Source organism: Microbacterium sp. BH-3-3-3 (assembly GCF_001792815.1).
Lineage (GTDB): Bacteria > Actinomycetota > Actinomycetes > Actinomycetales > Microbacteriaceae > Microbacterium.
The window spans coordinates 2,203,500-2,220,049 of record NZ_CP017674.1; the positions used below are offsets into that span (position 1 = coordinate 2,203,500).

12 protein-coding genes are annotated in these 16,550 nt (G+C 72.1%); 5 read left to right on the forward strand and 7 right to left on the reverse strand.

What is annotated here, in order from left to right; translation table 11 throughout:
* Nucleotides 1–70: 70 nt before the first annotated feature.
* The 3 genes from BJP65_RS10210 to BJP65_RS10220 all read left to right on the forward strand — a co-directional run bounded on the left by BJP65_RS10210 (nt 71) and on the right by BJP65_RS10220 (nt 3,425).
* Nucleotides 71–1,459: a glycine--tRNA ligase gene (locus BJP65_RS10210; protein WP_055934809.1), complete on the forward strand. Its 1,389-nt coding sequence runs from the start codon at nt 71–73 to the stop codon at nt 1,457–1,459.
* A gap of 155 nt (nt 1,460–1,614) precedes the next feature.
* Nucleotides 1,615–2,625, forward strand: coding sequence for an ATP-binding cassette domain-containing protein (locus BJP65_RS10215; protein ID WP_070409067.1), 1,011 nt, complete (start codon nt 1,615–1,617; stop codon nt 2,623–2,625).
* Nucleotides 2,622–3,425, forward strand: a complete 804-nt coding sequence (locus tag BJP65_RS10220) for an ABC transporter permease (RefSeq protein WP_055832750.1) — start codon at nt 2,622–2,624, stop codon at nt 3,423–3,425. The genes BJP65_RS10215 and BJP65_RS10220 overlap by 4 nt, the downstream gene beginning before the upstream one ends.
* Here BJP65_RS10220 and BJP65_RS10225 read toward each other — a convergent pair.
* Nucleotides 3,422–6,292: an AAA family ATPase gene (locus tag BJP65_RS10225; protein ID WP_070409068.1), complete on the reverse strand. Its 2,871-nt coding sequence runs from the start codon at nt 6,290–6,292 to the stop codon at nt 3,422–3,424. The genes BJP65_RS10220 and BJP65_RS10225 overlap by 4 nt on opposite strands.
* Before the next feature lie 169 nt (nt 6,293–6,461).
* Here BJP65_RS10225 and BJP65_RS10230 point away from each other — a divergent pair, with 169 nt between their 5' ends.
* Complete coding sequence (locus BJP65_RS10230) at nt 6,462–11,048, forward strand: SCO7613 C-terminal domain-containing membrane protein (RefSeq protein ID WP_156784870.1); 4,587 nt, start codon at nt 6,462–6,464, stop codon at nt 11,046–11,048.
* Between the two features lie 46 nt (nt 11,049–11,094).
* Here the strand turns inward: BJP65_RS10230 and BJP65_RS10235 are convergent, their stop codons facing one another.
* Genes BJP65_RS10235 through BJP65_RS10245 form a run of 3 tightly spaced genes read right to left on the reverse strand, consistent with a single transcriptional unit; the run spans nt 11,095 to nt 13,382 of the window.
* The gene (locus tag BJP65_RS10235; RefSeq protein ID WP_070409070.1) at nt 11,095–11,565 is read right to left on the reverse strand and encodes a hypothetical protein; all 471 of its coding nucleotides are present in this window, start codon (nt 11,563–11,565) and stop codon (nt 11,095–11,097) included.
* 6 nt (nt 11,566–11,571) lie between these two features.
* Nucleotides 11,572–12,090, reverse strand: a complete 519-nt coding sequence (locus BJP65_RS10240) for a hypothetical protein (protein ID WP_156458908.1) — start codon at nt 12,088–12,090, stop codon at nt 11,572–11,574.
* Nucleotides 12,090–13,382 carry a hypothetical protein gene (locus tag BJP65_RS10245; RefSeq protein ID WP_070409071.1) on the reverse strand — a complete coding sequence of 431 codons (1,293 nt, stop codon included), beginning with the start codon at nt 13,380–13,382 and terminating at the stop codon, nt 12,090–12,092. Before BJP65_RS10245 ends, BJP65_RS10240 begins: the two co-directional genes overlap by 1 nt.
* A gap of 203 nt (nt 13,383–13,585) precedes the next feature.
* Between BJP65_RS10245 and BJP65_RS10250 the strand changes: the two genes are divergently transcribed.
* A complete protein-coding gene (locus tag BJP65_RS10250) occupies nt 13,586–14,098 on the forward strand; it encodes a hypothetical protein (RefSeq protein WP_156784871.1) in 513 nt (170 codons plus the stop codon).
* A 92-nt stretch (nt 14,099–14,190) separates the two neighbouring features.
* Here the strand turns inward: BJP65_RS10250 and BJP65_RS10255 are convergent, their stop codons facing one another.
* The 3 genes from BJP65_RS10255 to BJP65_RS10265 form a co-directional block, all read right to left on the reverse strand.
* A complete protein-coding gene (locus BJP65_RS10255) occupies nt 14,191–14,766 on the reverse strand; it encodes an HhH-GPD-type base excision DNA repair protein (RefSeq protein WP_070409073.1) in 576 nt (191 codons plus the stop codon).
* 94 nt (nt 14,767–14,860) lie between these two features.
* Complete coding sequence (locus tag BJP65_RS10260) at nt 14,861–15,142, reverse strand: hypothetical protein (RefSeq protein ID WP_055832758.1); 282 nt, start codon at nt 15,140–15,142, stop codon at nt 14,861–14,863.
* A gap of 52 nt (nt 15,143–15,194) precedes the next feature.
* Nucleotides 15,195–16,538 carry a glutamyl-tRNA reductase gene (locus tag BJP65_RS10265; protein ID WP_070409949.1) on the reverse strand — a complete coding sequence of 448 codons (1,344 nt, stop codon included), beginning with the start codon at nt 16,536–16,538 and terminating at the stop codon, nt 15,195–15,197.
* Nucleotides 16,539–16,550 lie beyond the last annotated feature (12 nt).

A 16,550-nucleotide genomic window follows, 5' to 3' on the forward strand; every position in this document is an offset into this window, starting at 1 on the left:
CGACGCTCGATAAACTGGAGCCGCGCACTCGCGCCGCATCCCCACAGCTTTCCCGACCATTGGAGCCACCGTGGCCGAACAGTCCCGCCTCGACAAGGTCATCGCCCTCGCCCGCCACCGCGGGTTCGTCTTCCAGGCCGGTGAGATCTACGGCGGTTCCCGCTCCGCGTGGGACTACGGCCCCCTCGGCACCGAGCTCAAAGAGAACATCCGCCGGCAGTGGTGGCAGACGTTCGTGCGCGGGCGCGGCGACATGGTCGGGCTCGACTCGAGCATCATCCTGCCCAAGCGCGTCTGGGAGGCCTCGGGGCACGTCGCCACCTTCACCGACCCGCTGGTCGAGTGCCTCAGCTGCCACAAGCGCTTCCGCGCCGACACGCTCATCGAGGACTTCGAGGCGCGCAAGGGCCGCGCGGCCGAGAACGGTCTGGCCGACGTGCCCTGCCCCAACTGCGGCAACAAGGGGCAGTACACCGAGCCCAAGTCGTTCTCGGGCTTGGTGAAGACCTACCTCGGGGTCGTCGACGACGAGTCGGGCCTGTACTTCCTGCGTCCCGAGACCGCCCAGGGCATCTTCGTGAACTTCTCGAACGTGCTCACGGCATCCCGTCGCAAGCCCCCGTTCGGCGTCGGCCAGGTCGGCAAGGCGTTCCGCAACGAGATCACCCCCGGAAACTTCATCTTCCGCACGCGCGAGTTCGAGCAGATGGAGATCGAGTACTTCACGCCGCCCGCCGAGGCGAACGAGTGGTTCGAGCACTGGGTCGAGGCGTGCTGGAACTGGTTCCTCGACCTCGGGATCGATCCCGAGAACATGAAGCGCTTCGACGTCCCCGAGGACGACCGTGCGCACTACTCCGCCGGCACGATCGACGTCGAGTACCGCTTCGGCTTCCCGGGCAAGGAGTGGGGCGAGCTCATGGGCGTCGCCAACCGCACCGACTACGACCTCAAGAGCCACTCCGAGGCGTCGGGCCAGTCGCTCACCTTCTTCGACCAGGCCTCGGGTGAGAAGTACACGCCGTACGTCATCGAGCCCTCGTTCGGTCTGACGCGCGCCATGATGGCGTTCCTCGTCGACGCCTACCGCGAAGAAGAGGTGCCCAACGCCAAGGGCGGCACCGACACCCGCACGGTGCTCAAGCTCGACCCGCGCCTCGCGCCCGTCAAGGTCGCCGTGCTGCCGCTGTCGCGCAACGAGCGCCTGTCGCCGCTGGCGCGCGAGGTCGCCGATACGCTGCGTGCGGCCGGGTGGAACATCGACTTCGACGACGCCGGCGCCATCGGCCGCCGCTACCGCCGTCAGGACGAGATCGGCACCCCGTTCTGCGTCACGGTCGACTTCGACTCGCTCGACGACAACGCCGTGACCGTGCGCGACCGCGACACGATGGGCCAGGAGCGCATCGGCCTCGACGCCCTGCACGGCTACCTCGCCGAGCGCCTGCGCGGAGCCTGACCCCTCACGCACGACTGACCGGATGCCGCGACCTCGAGGTCGCGGCATCCGGTCTCGTCGTTTCACGGGTCCGTGACAGCGCCGCGACAGTGCCGTGACAGCGTCCCTGTCCCCGTGACAGGGGCGCGACAGAGCCCCCGGCGCATTCTTGCGTCATGACCACTTCATCCACCCGCGTCCCGGCGGTCCGCGCCGAGGGCCTCGTCAAGACGTTCGGCTCGAACCGGGCCGTCGACGGCGTCGATCTCGTCGTCGAGGCGGGCACCGTCTACGGCGTGCTCGGCCCCAACGGCGCCGGCAAGACCACCACCATCAGCATGCTCACGACGCTGCTGCGTCCCGACGGCGGTCGCGCCGAGATCTTCGGCCACGACGTCGCTCGAGAGCCCCACGTCGTGCGCCAGCTCATCGGCCTGACCGGGCAGTTCGCCTCGGTCGACGAGAAGCTCTCGGCCACCGAGAACCTCATGATCTTCGGCCGGCTGCTCGGCCTCTCGCGCCGCGATGCGCGCCGCAAGGCGAGCGACCTGCTCGAGGAGTTCGGCCTGACCGAGGCGGCCTCCCGCCCCCTGGCGAAGTTCTCGGGCGGCATGCGTCGCCGGCTCGACCTCGCGGCCTCCCTCATCGCCCAGCCGCCGCTCATCTTCCTCGACGAGCCCACCACGGGCCTCGACCCCCGCACCCGCGGGCAGATGTGGGACACGATCCGGCGGCTCGTGTCGTCGGGTTCCACCGTCGTGCTCACCACCCAGTACCTCGACGAGGCCGACCAGCTGGCCGACCGCATCGCCGTCATCGACCGCGGCCGCGTCGTCGCCGAGGGCACGGCCCTCGAGCTGAAGGCGTCGGTCGGTCAGGCCTCGCTCGTGCTGCGGCTGCAGCCCGGTTCCGACCTCGACCTCGCCCGCACGACCGTGGCCCGGGTGCTCGACGCGACGGCGATCGTCTCGCCCGAGGCGGCGCGCCTCACCGTGCCGATGTCCGACCCCGATCGGGTCACCGATCTGCTCGTAGCCTTCCGCGAGGCGGGCGTGCACCTGAGCGAGTTCAGCGTGCAGCAGCCCACCCTCGACGAGGTCTTCCTCACCCTGACCGGCGCCGGAGTGCCGGCCGACGACGCCGGCGCGCGCGAGAGCGCCGCCCCTCTCGAAGGAGTCCGCGCATGAGCGCCCTCACCCTCTCGCGTGACCTGCCCCGCACCGCGGGTCTCGCCCAGACCGTCCAGAACACCCTCACGATGGCGGGCCGCGGTCTGCTGAAGATCCGCCGCACGCCCGAGCAGCTCATCGACGTCACGGTGCAGCCGATCCTGTTCACCCTGATGTTCACGTACATCTTCGGTGGGGCGATCGCCGGAGACGTGCAGAACTACCTGCCCATCATCATCCCGGGCATCCTCGTGCAGACCGTGATCACGACCTCGGTCGTGACGGGCACGCAGTTGCGCGAAGACATGGACAAGGGCGTGTTCGACCGGTTCCGCTCGCTCCCGATCGCGCGCATCGCGCCGCTGTCGGGTGCCCTGCTGGCCGACACCGTCCGCTACGCGATCGCCACCACGATCACCTTCGCGATGGGCTACCTGATGGGTTTCCGTCCGGCCGGAGGGCTCTGGGCCGTGGTCGCTGCGGGACTGCTCGTCATCGTCTGCTCGTGGGCGATCAGCTGGATCTTCGCCTTCTTCGGCGTCATCGCGCGCAGCGCATCGAGCGTCCAGGGCATCTCGATGCTGATCCTGTTCCCCCTGACGTTCCTCTCGAACGCCTTCGTCCCCTCGAACACCATGCCCTCGTGGCTGCAGTGGTTCGTCGACGCGAACCCGGTGTCGCACCTGGTGTCGGCGGTGCGCGACCTCGTCAACAACGGCGTCGTCGGCTCCGACGTGCTCGTGTCGCTGCTCGGCGCCGCGGTGATCGTGGCGGTCTTCGCCCCGCTCACGGTGCGCGCCTACATGCGCAAGGCCTAGTCGAGCAGGGCCGTGAGGGTCTCGGCATCCACGTCCGACAGGGCGGTACGGATGCCACCAGCGGGTGCCGAGGTCTCCTCGGCGCCCGCTCCGGTGCGTGCGCTCACCCACACGTGGAACGGGTCGTGCACGTCGGCGGCCCCGCGCACCGCGGTGGCGCGGGCGAGGGCCTCGCGCGCTCGGGCGGAGCGCCCGGTGACGGCGTTCCACCCCGCGACGGCGAGGAGCACCGACGCGATGATCGGGTGATCCTGCGACGAGATCGCCGCCGAGAGCGCGGTGCGCAGCGTCACGCGGGCCTCGTCGTCTCGGCCGAGCAGCAGCAGCGCCTGGGCGCGCTGCGCGTCGAGCCATGCCGAGAACTGCTCGGGGATGCCGGGCTGCCCGCGCAGATCCACCAGGCCGACCACCCGCAGGGCGGCCTCGCCGTCGCCCGCCGCGACCTCGACCTGGGCCGCGGTCATGTACGCCTGGGCGAGCGAGCGCACCGATCCGTCGGCCTGGGCCGCGTCGTCGATCGCGCGCGCGCGGAGCCGTGCCTCGTCGAGGCGGCCGAGTCGCAGCAGAATGCCCACCGCCTGCGACTGCTGCTGCAGAACGTCGGGGACCGACGACAGGCCCTGCACGGCCGCCGCCGAGCGGTCTGTGACGGCCAGGGCATCGTCGAGGCGGCCGGCGAGCGAGAGCCATTCCGCGCGCAACTGGCTCGCGAACCCCGTGCCCCACGGGTCGCCGATCGCCTCGAACATCGCGAGCGCGCGTTCGCTCTCGCGGTCCAACGCGGTCATGTCGCCGGAGTTCTGCGCCGCTCCCGCCCGCAGCGCGTGCAGGATCGCGCGCGTCCACGCCGGGGCGGCGGCGAACTCCTCGTCGGTGACGTCGACGTGCCAGGTGCGCGCGGCGTCGCCGGCGCCGCTGCGCAGCACCGTCTGGGCCAGGCGCAGCAGGGGCGGCACCAGCGCGGTGACGTCGGATCGATTCCGGTGAGCCGCCTGCTCGAGTTCGGCGCGGCGGGCGGTGTAGCTCTCGAGGGTCACCGTCGACGGCCGACCCGGCGCGGGGAACGCCGCGGCGAACAGGGCGACCGCCTCGACCACCACGCGGGGCTCGTCGTCGAGTGCGGCGGTGGGATCGGCGAACTCGGCGACGGCGCGGCGCAGGTCGTCGGTGCGTTCGCGCACGGCCCAGGGCCACACGAGACTCCGCAGCAGGCGCACCCCCGCGCGCCGGTCGTGCGCCTCGGCGCACACGCGCAGGGCCGCGGTGAGGTTCTCGTCGTTCGCGTCGAACCAGGCGAGGGCGTCGCGCAGGCCCGGTCCGCGGGTGCGCGCCTCGCGGGCGGCGGCGAGCTCCGTCAGCACCACGGCCGCGCGCAGGCGGTACGTCTCGGCGGCGCCGTCGGTGCGCAGGCGGTCGAGTCCGTACTCGCGCACGGTCTCGAGCATGCGGAAGCGGGCGTCGCGACGCACGAGCAGCGAGCGGTCGACGAGGGCGTCGAACTCCGCGGCATCCACCTCGAAGGCGGCAGCCACGGCCGCCGCGTCCGCGGCGCCGATGCCGTCGGCGAAGACGGCGGAGGCCTGCAGTGCGATGCGTTCGCCCGCAGACAGGGTGTCCCAGCTCCAGTCGATGAGGGCGCGCAGGGTGCGGTGGCGCTCCACGCTCAGGCGGGGACCGTGCGACAGCAGCGCGAACCGGTCGTCGAGGCCGGCGTCGATCTCGGCGAGGGTGAGTGTTCGAGTGCGGGCGGCGGCGAGCTCGATCGCGAGCGGCAGGCCGTCGAGGCGCTGCACGATGCGCTCCGCCGTGGCGCGCTCGTCGTCGTCGGGCAGGCGGCCGCGTGCGGAGCGCACGCGCTGGGCGAAGAGCCTCCGGGCATCGGTCGGCGGCAACGGCCCGAGATCGACGAACGCCTCGCCCGGGATGCCGAGGGGCTCGCGGCTGGTGGTGAGCACGCGCACGCCGGGACTCATGCGCAGCAGCGCCAGAGCGGCCTCCGCGGCTTCGCGCACGAGGTGCTCGCAGTTGTCGAGCACGATCACGACGTCGCGGCCGGCCACGGCCTCGGTGACCCGGTCGAGCGGAGAGGCCGGGGTGGCCGCGGTCTCGGGCAGGCGGATGCGACGGCCGACGGCGCCGGCGATCGCGGTCCACACGTCTCCGGCGGCGGCCGGGGCGAGCTCGACGACGATCGAATCGGCGACCGCGCGGGCGGTCTCGATGGCGAGCGTGGTCTTGCCGGCGCCGCCGGGACCGATGACGGTGACGAGGCGGTCGGTGCGGAGCCGCTCGCGGATCGCGTCGAGCTCGTCGCCGCGGCCGACGAGGGCGGTCAGCGCGGCTCCGACGGGCGACGCCGCCGGTGCGGACGCGGCGGGCGGGGATGCCGTCGATGTTTTCGCGGCGGCGGCGGTCAGGCCCTCGGCGTGGGCGCGGTCTTCGAGCAGGTCGCGCACCAGCCAGTCGAAGCCCTCGTGCGGGGTCCACACGTCGCCGGTCCACAGCGCGAGCGCCGTGCGAGCGCGCTCGGGGTCGTTCGCCGCTCGGGACTCGGCGACCAGGTCGGCGAAGCGGGTGACGTCGACGTCGTCGCGTGTGAGCTCGAGCCGGTACCCGCCGGGGGTCGACGTGACGAGCCCCGCCGGCAGCGACCCGCGCAGGCGCGAGACGAGCGACTGCAGGGCCGCGCGGGGATCGTCGGGGGCGTCGCGCACCCAGACGTCCTCGGCCAGCGCGCGGGTGCCCACGGTCGTCCCGGCATCGATGGCGAGGCGCAGCAGCAGGGCCTGTCGCGCACGCCCGGGAACGACGACGGCCTCGCCGTCGTCGGATGTCACGGCCAGGCCGCCGAAGAACCTCACCCGCACGGTGTCCAGACTAGGTCGCGCGAGACGGTCCCCGCCGAGCGCGGGGGGATCGGCTGTTCGGTCGATGGCCGCACCGCGCCCCCTGGGGAGGAGGGGCGGGGGTGGATGACACAGGCCGGAGGCGGGACTTCGTTAGCCTGGGGTCGACGACCGACGCCGAGGGGGCACGATGACGGAAGTCGATGGTGGACGAGAGTTCTCCGGTCCTGCCTGGCCGCCGGGGTTGGGAGCGCTCGTCGACACCTCGCGCTGCCCGTCGTGCTTCACCCCGATCACCGCGACGCCGTGCGTCTCGTGCGGACTGAACCTCGCCGACTCGCGCACCGCGCGCGTGCTCGAGCTGTCGCAACGTATCGTCGAGCTCGTCGACGAGCGCACCGACGTGCTCCTGCGGGTCCACCGCGAAGCCGCGGAAGCGACGGCTGCGGCCGCTCCGGCTCCGGCTGCGGGGGAGCGGACGCCGGCGGGGCCGGCCCCCACCGAGGTGCCCCGTGCCCCTGCCGCGACCAACGTTGCAGCCAAGACTGACGCCGCAGCCACCACCGACGCCGCAGCTGCGGCCCCGGTGGCGGCGGAGCCCTCCGCGGCGGCCTCGGCTCCGGTCGCGGCGACCGAGGTGGTCTTCGCGCCGCCGTCGGGGGCGCCGGTTCTTCCTGTGCCCCTCGACCCGTCGCCCGCCCCCGCCGCCGCCTCGGCAGCGGCGCCGCCCGCCCCCGCCCCCGCCCCCGCCCCGCCGTTCGTCGGGGGCCCGCCCTCCGCCGTGGCGGCGCCGACGGGGTCACCGCCCGCCGGGTCCCCGCCGGCCCCGTCCCCGCCGGCCCCGTTCCCGCTGGCGAAGCCGCGCCGCTCGAGCGTGCAGGTGTTCCTGCTGTCGGTGGGTGTGGTGCTGCTCGCGGTCGCGGCGGCCTTCTTCCTCACCGTCGCGTGGATCAGCGGTGGCCTCGTGCTGCGGTCGATCATCATCGGGCTGGTGACCGCCGCGATCATCGCCGCCGCGTCGATCCTGCGCCGACGCGGTCTCAGCGCCACCGCCGAGGGCATCGCTCTGCTCGGCATCGCCTTCGTCGCCCTCGACGTCTGGGCCGTGCGCGCCAACGACCTGGGCGGGGCAATGAACGTCGAGCCCCGCGTGTTCTGGGGAGTCACCTCGATCGTCGCGGGCGGAGCCTTCGTCGGGTGGGCGCGGCTCTCGCGGCTCCGTGCCCCGCTGTCGACCGCGGTCGTGTCGCTCGCGATCGGCCCGGCGGTGCTGGTCACCGGTCTGGTCGAGCGAGATGCCGTCCTCGGCGGGTACGCCGGGGGTCTCGCGCTCCTCGTCGTCGCTCTGGCGGCCCCGTTGGCCCCGCTCCTCGCCCGCCGCCCGCGGCCGTCGCTCGCCGTCGAGATCGCCGTCGTACGGGGACTCGCCGCCGTCGGCGCGGCCGTCGCGGTGACCGCCGCCCTGCTCGTCGACCCGCGGAATACCGCCAGTCCCGCTCTGCTGTCGGCCGCCCTCGCGGTGGCTCTCGCGCTGCACGCCCGCTCGCTCGCCCGGCGCGATGCCGCGCGTCTCGCCCCCACCGCGGCCGTGCTGTCGGTGCTCGTCCTGGGCGTGGGCGTCGCCGCCTCCGCCGTCCGCACGGCCGACGCCGCGCTGTCGGCGACGGTTCCCGTGCTCATCGCCGCCGCTCTCGCGCTCGGTCTCGACGCCGCTGCGCGCCGCGCCACCCCCGGCGTGGGTCGGACCACCGTCGCGACCGCTGCCTGGGCGGCCGCTCTCGCCGCCGCGCTCGCCGCGGTCGTCCCGTTCTTCTGGGCGCTGACCGCCTTCGGTGCCCCGGTGCGCTCGATCATCTCGACGTTCGGGCAGTCCGCCGTCGACACCACAGCTCCGGATGCCACGAGCACCGCCGCCGTCATCGCGCTCGCCGCCATCGTCGCCCTCGCCACCGTCGTCTGGCGCCTCTCGGGGTCGTGGCCGCAACGCCGATCGCCCGCGCTCATCGCCGCGGCGACCGTCGCCCTGCTCGCCGGGCCCCAGCTGCGGGTGCTCCTGCTCGACGTCGGCTGGTACCTCGTGCTGGCTGTCATCGCCCTCATCGTCCTCCGGCGCCGGCGCGGCGATATCGCGCTCGCCGCGGTGGCCGGGTCGCTGGCCCTCGGCATCGGCTGGCTGCTGTCGTTCTCGTCTCCGCTCGCCTGGGGGCTCGCTTCGATCGTCGTGGCCGCCGTCCTCGCGGCCGCCGCGGGCGTGCACCCGGGGCTCCGCGTGCCGTCCACGGTGTCGGTCGTGCTGTTCGTATCGGGGAGCGCTCCGTTCGTGCCCCCGGCGATGCGCATCGGCGCCGATGTCGTCATCGAGGGGTTCTCCCTCTTCATCGCGTCGCTCGTCATGGCCTCCCTGTGCCTGATCGTCCTCGTGCTCCCGCTCGCCCGCGGGGTGGGGCTCACCGCGGCGCAACGCCAATCCGGAATCGTCTCGGCCCTCGCGGTGATCGCTGCCGTGGGACCACTGGCGCTCTTGTTCCGCACGGGGGTGGCGGCCGACGTCTGGATGCTCGCTTCGGCGGCCCTTTCGGCGGGGGCGTCGGCAGCCGTGCTCACGGCGCCCTACCGGTCGTGGCGTGTGGCGAGGCCGGCCGCGGCCCTGCTGGCCCCGCTGCTCGTGGCGGGCGCGGCCGGGGCGGCACTGCGTCTCGTCGACGCGGCCGCTCTCGCGCGCGTGGTCGTTCTCGCGGCGATCGCCCTCGTGGTCGCTGCGGTGGCGCTCCGCCTGCTGCGCGCCGACGCACTCACCCGCGCGTTCCTCGACGCCGGAACGGCGATCGTCGTGGCTTTGTCGATCGCCGATGCTCCGTCGCAGGGCGTGCGGTGGATCCCCCTCCTGCTCGCCGCGGTGACCGCGATGGTCTGGGCGACCGACGTCGATGGCCTCTTCCGGTCGCGCGGCCCGCGGCGTCATCTCGTCTGGCTCGCGCTCCCGCTGGGAACGCTGGCGCTGTGGACCCGACTGTTCTGGCAGCAGACCGAGGCCGTCGAAGCGTTCACGGTGCCCGTCGGCGTTGCGCTCCTCGCTCTGGCCGCCGGTCACGAGCGTGCGCGACGTCTCGTCGACGGTCGCTCCGTGGCCGGTCCCTCGGTCATCGCCGCCGCGGGAATCACCGTCGCTCTCGCCCCCAGCGCCCTGGCCACTCCCGACGACGCCGTCCGCACTCTCGTCGTCGGCGCTGTCTCGGCCACGGTGCTCGTCGCCGGAGCCTGGGTGCGCCCCGCGCGCACTCCCGACGAGCTGCCCGTCGCCGTCGGTGCCTCGGGAGCGCTCGCCCTCGTGCTGCTGACGGTCTCGCAGCTCGGGCACGCGGCCGGTCGCGGGGGCATTGGTCTCGCCGATCTCGTCTTGATGGTCACGGCGGTCGCGATCGGGGTGGCCGCGCGGGGAGTGGCCCGTCGCCCTGCGCCGTGGGCGCTGGCATCGGCGCGCATCGCCGCGGTGACGGCGGCCGCGATCCTCGCCCTGGGCTCGACGGCGCTCGTCGCCGCCGACGGGGGGCCGATCGTCCGCACGGTGGGAGCGATCGTCGTGCTCGGAGCCCTCGGCGTCGGCGCTCTTCGATCCGCTCCGCCGCTGCTCGGCATCCCGCTGTCGATCGCCGGACTCGGCGGCGCGGGTCTGGTCGCCGTCGCCGGGGTGGCAGCCGACGTGCGTCCGATCGAGTGGATGACGCTACCGCTCGCCCTGGCCTGGATCGCCGCCGCCCTGCTCGAGCGCCGCCGCCCGATCACGCCGCCCTTCGTGCTGCTCGCCGCGGCGGGGCTGGCCGTGGGACTGCTGCCCTCCGCCGTGCTCGCCGACGCGTCGCCGGCCCGGGCGATCGGCGTCGCCGTCGCGGCGAACGCCGTGCTCGTGGGGGCGGTGCTCCTTCTGCGGCACGCGTTCGCCCCGCTCCTGACGCCCGTCATCGCGGTCGCGGGACTGGCGCTGATCGTCGCCGCGTCGCTCCGCGCCCTGCGCGAACTCGCCACACCGCTCTTCGACGTCTGGATGCTCCTCGCGACCGTCCCGCTGGCGGGTGTGGCCGTGCTGCTGCTCCGGCGCCGCGCAGCCGTCGCCTCGTGGATGCCGGTGGTCCTCGCCCTCGCCGCCCCCTCGGTCGCGGTCGCGCTGACACTGGCGCGTCTGTCGGCGACGGGGGAGGGCGCTGTGCGCCTGGTCGTGACGCTCGTCGCCGTCCTGACCCTGGGGCTGTGGTGGCGCGGCCGGATCGTGTTCTGGGCCGTGATCGCCCTGTCCACCGTCCTCGCCCTCACCGCGATGGTCCTCGGGAGCGCCGACCCCGTCGAGGCGGCCACCGCTCCTCTCGCCGCAGCCGTCGTCTTCCACGGCATCCGGGCCCTGCATCGGCATCACGAGCTGCGCACCTGGCCCGCCCTGGGGATCGGTCTCGGGCTGCTTCTCGTCCCCTCGCTGCTGTTCGACTTCGGCGCCGACAACGCCCTCTGGCGCGTCCTCGCGCTCGGCGTCGTCGCTCTCGCGGTGCTCCTCATCGGCGCACGATTGCGCTGGCAGGCCCCCGTGCTGCTCGGCGGGGTGGTGCTCATCGTCCACGCCGTCGCCCAGCTGTGGCCGCGGATCACCGCGCTCTACGAGAGCGCGACGGGTCTCTGGTGGCTGTGGCTCGGAATCGCCGGCGTCCTGCTCATCGTGGTCGCCGCGACGTACGAGCGTCGCATCCGCGAGGTGAAGGCGGTGGCGCTGGCGATCCGCTCCCTGCGCTGAGTGCGCTTCGGGGCGACCGACAGGTCGCCCGAGTCGCCCGGAGGGTTCAGATCACGGGGCCGTGAGCGGCGAGCGGAGCCCCGGAAGAGGGGGTCCTCCAGTTCGAGCGGCAGAGGACGACCAGGACCGCGGTGATCGCCACGGCGTAGATCGCCACGGCGATACCGCCGGGGGCACCGAGCGCCGTGAGGGCGGGAAGCACCAGCATGAAGCCGCCGACGACCAGGCAGACGAGCACGAGCGCGCGATCGGTGGACGCCCCCCGCTCGGTCTGCGCACCTCGACGGGCCAGGAGGAACGCCCGAATCGCCACCACGGCGAAAAGCGCGGCGAGAAGCAGGTTGCCGGGGAGGGCGAGGAAGGCCGCACCGACCGAGGCGCGCCACACGTCGAACGCCACGAGCAGGGTGACGGGCGTGACCGGAACGAGAACCGCGGCGATCACGCCACGCCGGAGGGCGGAGCGCGTGATCGCCCGCTGCACCGGATCGCTCACTGACTCGCGAAGGGAGAGCACGACGCCCTAGACGGCGCTGCGGGCCGGATCGATCTCGACACCCACGCGCTCGCGAAAGCGCAGAACGACCGAGCCGGCCGCCAGCGAATAGCCCCAGGGCATCACGATGCGATCCTGATGGGAGCCCGGAGCGTCCCACAGCATCGTGACGCTCTCCGGCTTGAGCTCGGCGAGGAAATCGCGGGTGTCGCCGTTCCCCGACGCGAACTCCTCTTCCCATTCCCGGAAGAGTGCCGATGGAGCGGAATCGGGATCGTCCAGAGCCGCGGTCAGCGCGTCACGGGCCATCATGTCGATCCGCTCCCAGCCCAGGAGGATGGCGTCGAGTTGCTCGACCTGCCGCTCATCGAATCGAGACGGGTAGTCCACTTCGAGGCGGAACGGCACGGTGGCGCCGCTGAGCTCGGTCGTCGTTTCGAACACGGCGCCGCCGACGCCGCCGACGAGCTCCACGGGTCCGAAGACACGGCTTTCCATTGCGATGTGATCCGTTCTGCTGTGGTCCGGGTGCCGGATGAGGCTCATCAGTTGGGCGTGAGGGCTTCCGACGCAGCGAGCTGCTCGACGAGTCGCTGGTTCTCTTCGTCGGCGTTGAAGTAGTTCTCCACCTCGGCGTCGAAGAGATCTTTGCCGCGCGAGTACTCCTGCAGGGTCGAATTGATCGCATCGGCCGTGTAGTCGAACAGATTCAGCGCATTCGAGTGCGTTCCGCTCGAGATCGCGGCGTGCGGCGTCGGGTCCGAATAGGGCGGAGATCCGAGCGCGGTCTTCGCGGCATCGAGGCCCTCGATCACACGCTGCATATTGCTCGACACGGTATTCGTGTGCTGGCGTACCATCACGATCTCGTCGGAGAAGTTCTGATCCTGCGGCTCGATCCGGTAGCGGTTCAGATCGAAGCCGCCCGGGTCCGCGATGATCGCATTGACGGCGCCGGAGAGCATGGTGCGAACCTCGGACTCCTGATCGGAGACCGCCGTGCGGAGTGTCTCGAGGGCTTCCTCGAAAGACGACATGATCTCGTCGTAGCTTCCGCCGGTGATCGAGGCATCCGCACTGATGGCGGCGACCGCGGTCGAGGCGGCAGACGAAAGGGTGACCATCGCGCCGACAAGGGGTGCTGCGGCGCCGGCCGTCGCCACGGTCGCCACCGCTGCGGCGACCGTGGCCACCACTCCCAGCGTGATCTGGAAGTCGGCCGAACCCTTGCTCTCGGCGTACTCGGCACACGCGGATTTGGCGTTCTCCACGATGGTGGCCACGTCGTCGCGCACGCCCTCCCACATGGTCGACTGCATCGTGTAATTAATCTGCAGGATCGCGGCAGCGGCTCCGAGACTCTGCGAGACACCCTTGAACTGGGTGTAGTACTTGTCGAGCATCGGCCCGATGAAGGACGCGACCAACTCCTGCGTGAGCAGATCGCCCATGGTGTTCGTCGAGGTGAGGATCGCTCCGTCGTCGGCGACGGACGCACCGCTTCCGGACGCCCCGAGACTGGCGGCCGCACTCGACGTGGACGTCTTGTACGCCCCGGCGTCGGCGCCGGTCGGCAGGGCGCGCCACTTGTCGACAACGTCGTCGACACGCGAGCGGACGCCGTCGTAAGAGATGTCGTCGTTCCAGGGCATGCCGTCGACCTTGCCGCCGCCCTCGCCGGAGGCGTTCGGCATCTCGTAGCCGTTCGGCGCCCAGCCCCACTTGTAGTAGTAGTTGGTGCCGAACTTGTCTTCGTAGAAGCCGTCGTCAGCCATGAAGGCGTCGATCGCCGCCTTCTTCAACGCGCCGATTGAACTGTCCAAGTCGTCGTAGCTCACAGAAATGTCCTCATCCGTCGCTTGCGAACGGGCGACCGCTGATCATCTCCACCACCGAAGCCGCCCCTCCCCCTATTCTGCATATCGCGTCGCGAAAGAGAACCCCAGCGGGTGAAAGTGCCTGACCCCACCTAAGATCGTCGTGTCGTGAATGGGGGAAACAAATGACCGAAGGTCGAACGCTCGCGGTTTCGCGGATGCGTGTGGCGAGTATGGCTCTCTCGGTCGCCGCTCTCGCCTTCTTCGCGGTCGGCATGCTCCTGTCCTGGTCGCGCGTGGCCGTGCTGATCGTGCCCGTGGTCATCGGTGCGGTCGCGCTCGTTCTCGCGGTCCGGGCGCGCGGAGTCGCCGCCCCTCGCTTCGGCCGGATCATCGCCATCGTGCTGTCCGCGTTGGCGATCGTCGCTCCCGCCGTCACCATCGGCGCAGTACTCCTCGGGGGAGCCTTGGCCCCGTCCGCGACGTACACGCTCACGGTCGACTCGCCGGAACCCGTGAACGTGGTCATCAGGGAAGGCGCCGATCGCACGAACGAGAAGTGGGACTCTGGCGAGACCATCACTCTCGACTCCAGCGCGACGGTCATCGGCATCGGAGCACAGGCGTCGACCCCCACCACGGTGATCTCGTGCGAGATCCGCCGCGACGGCAACATCCTGGTCTCCGACGAACGCGCCGGATCCGTCGACTGCAGTTTCACGGGGCGCGACGAGTAGCGCAAAAGGCCCGTGCCCGAAAGGCGCTCGTTCGCGTGAACGCGGTGAACGCGAGGAACAGCAGGCTGCCCCTCGGCGCCCGCGGGCGAGCCTCAGGCTTTCGCTTCCTTGGCTGCGGCTTTCGCCGCGCGCTTGTGCTCGCGCACCCGGGTGAGCGATTCCGGGCTCGTGATGTCGGCGACCGAGCGGAACGATCCGTCTTCCCCGTAGGGCGCTGAGGCCTCACGCCACCCGGCCCCGTCGAAGCCGCACTGCTTGCCGAGCAAGGCGAGGAAGATCTTCGCCTTCTGCTCGCCGAAGCCGGGAAGCGCCTTCAGGCGCTTCAGCACCGTGGCGCCGTCGGGGTCGTCGCGTGTCCAGAGGTTCTCGGCGTCGCCGCCCCAGTCCTCCTCGAGGGCCGCGCACAGCGCTTGCACGCGCCCCGCCATCGAGCCCGGATAGCGGTGCACGGCGGGCGACTGCGAGAAGGTGGCCGCGAAGTCGTCGGGCTCTTCGTGGGCGAGGGTCGCGGCATCCATCGATCCGACGCGTTCCTGGATCTTCAACGGACCGGCGAACGCCGTCTCCATCGCGACCTGCTGGTCGAGGAGCATGCCGATCAGCAGCGCGAGCGGGTTGCTCGACAGCAGCTCGTCGGCGGCCGGGTCGTCGGTGATGCGCAGACTCATGCGTTCATTCTCGCGCGTTCCCCGCGCGAGGGGTGCGGCGAGGGAATCGTGCACCCGAGGTATCAGCGGGGGCGGTCTCGCGGTCGGTCTCCGCTCACGCCGGCTCGGCGATCCACTTCTCGGCGAAGGGCACGGCGGACATCGTCGCGAGGTCGGCCGTGATCTCGTTCAGCTGCGCAGTGAAGTCGTCGACGTCACCGGGAGGCAGGCGTTTCACGATCGACCCGTCGACGCGCCGGATCACGACCTCGCTCACCGATGGCGCGACGCTGCCCGCGTCGAACAGGCCGAGCACCACGGTGCTCGCCCACCGCAGCCCGTTGCGGGCGCGATCCTCTCCCGCGACGACGTAGACCTCGGATGCCGGTGTGCTCACGGCATCCATCCTGCCCGACGGACGCCCGCGCCTCAGCGCGAGCCGGCGTGCCTCAGCCCGCGTCGGCGATGCCGTCGGGGTGGGCGGTGCCGCGCTCGACGAGGGGCTCGGTGACCTCGATGCCGAACAGCGCCGACAGGGCGTCGACGTACTCGTCGGCCCGGCCGGTCTCGGCCAGCTGGTGCGCGCGGGTCGTGGGGGTGTGCAGCAGCACGCCGACGAGGTGGCGGAGCGCCTGCTCGGTCTGTCCGCCCTCGTCGCCGCGGGCGCGGACGCGTGCCACCTCGGCGTCGAGCACGCCGAACACGTGGGCGCGCAGGGCGACGACGGCGGGGGTGATGTTCTTGCGCTCGCCGACCGAGACGAAGCGGCGGGCGGCGTCGCGCACGAGGTCGCGCGCGGCGTCGGTGGCCTGCAGTTCTTCGAGCGGGGCGTGCAGGCGGATGGTCTCGAGGTCGAGCAGGTCGACGCCCGGCACGGTGGCGACGTCGGGGTCGACGTTGCGGGGCAGGCCCAGGTCGATCACCAGGCGCCGCGCGGTGTGGTCGACGGGGCATCCGCCGGCGGTCGCCTCGACGGCGGCTTCGGCGCGGGTGCGGCCCGCGGCGAAGGTCGCGGCGCTGACGACGTGGTGCTCGCTGGTGGTGCAGGTGATGACGAGGTCGGCGTGGGCGACCGCCATCGGGAACGTCTCGGCCGAGACGGCGCGCAGGCCGTGCTTCGTCGCGAACTTGGTCGCCCGACCCGAGGGGGAGTGCACCGAGATGTCGGCGGCGCCCTGATCGCGGAGGGCGGCGACCGTGGCCGCGGCGTACGCGCCGGTCCCGACGAGCAGCACTCGCTGCGTCGACCAGTCGGCGATGCGGCTGTCGGCGAGCTCGAGGCCCAGGCGCACGAGCGAGCGGCCGGCGCGGCCGATGGCGGTGGAGTTCTTCACGCCGCGCTGCGCTTCGGAGGCCCGCTGGAACAGACGCTCGAGTTCGGCGGAGGTGGTGCCGAGGGCGCGGGACTCGGTGAGCGCGCGGCGCACCTGACCGGCGATCTCGCCCTCGCCGACGACGACGGATTCGAGACCGGATGCCACCGAGAACAGGTGCTCGGCCACGTCGCTTCCGCCCAGCACGGTGTACGAGCCCTCGAGTTCGCTGACCGGAACGCCGGTGGCGGTCTCGATGGCGGCGAGGGTGGCCTCGATGCCGAGGGCGACGCCCGCGGTGACGGGCTCGTCCATGTCGACGTACGCCTCGAAGCGGTTGCAGGTCGCCACCACGACGGCGCCCTGAACGCACTCGTCGTGCTCGGCGATCAGAGGCGCGACCGGGGTCGCGGGTACGCTGAGCCGCTCGAGGAGCTCGAAGGACGCGGTCTTATGACTCGCGCTGACGCACAGCAGCACGTTCATATTCTA

Coding starts and splice junctions, on each gene's coding strand:
- BJP65_RS10215 (WP_070409067.1), top strand. CDS start 1,615: ATGACCACTTCATCCACCCGCGTCCCGGCGGTCCGCGCCGAGGGCCTC.
- BJP65_RS10220 (WP_055832750.1), top strand. CDS start 2,622: ATGAGCGCCCTCACCCTCTCGCGTGACCTGCCCCGCACCGCGGGTCTC.
- BJP65_RS10230 (WP_156784870.1), top strand. CDS start 6,462: ATGACGGAAGTCGATGGTGGACGAGAGTTCTCCGGTCCTGCCTGGCCG.
- BJP65_RS10240 (WP_156458908.1), bottom strand. CDS start 12,090: ATGAGCCTCATCCGGCACCCGGACCACAGCAGAACGGATCACATCGCA.
- BJP65_RS10255 (WP_070409073.1), bottom strand. CDS start 14,766: ATGAGTCTGCGCATCACCGACGACCCGGCCGCCGACGAGCTGCTGTCG.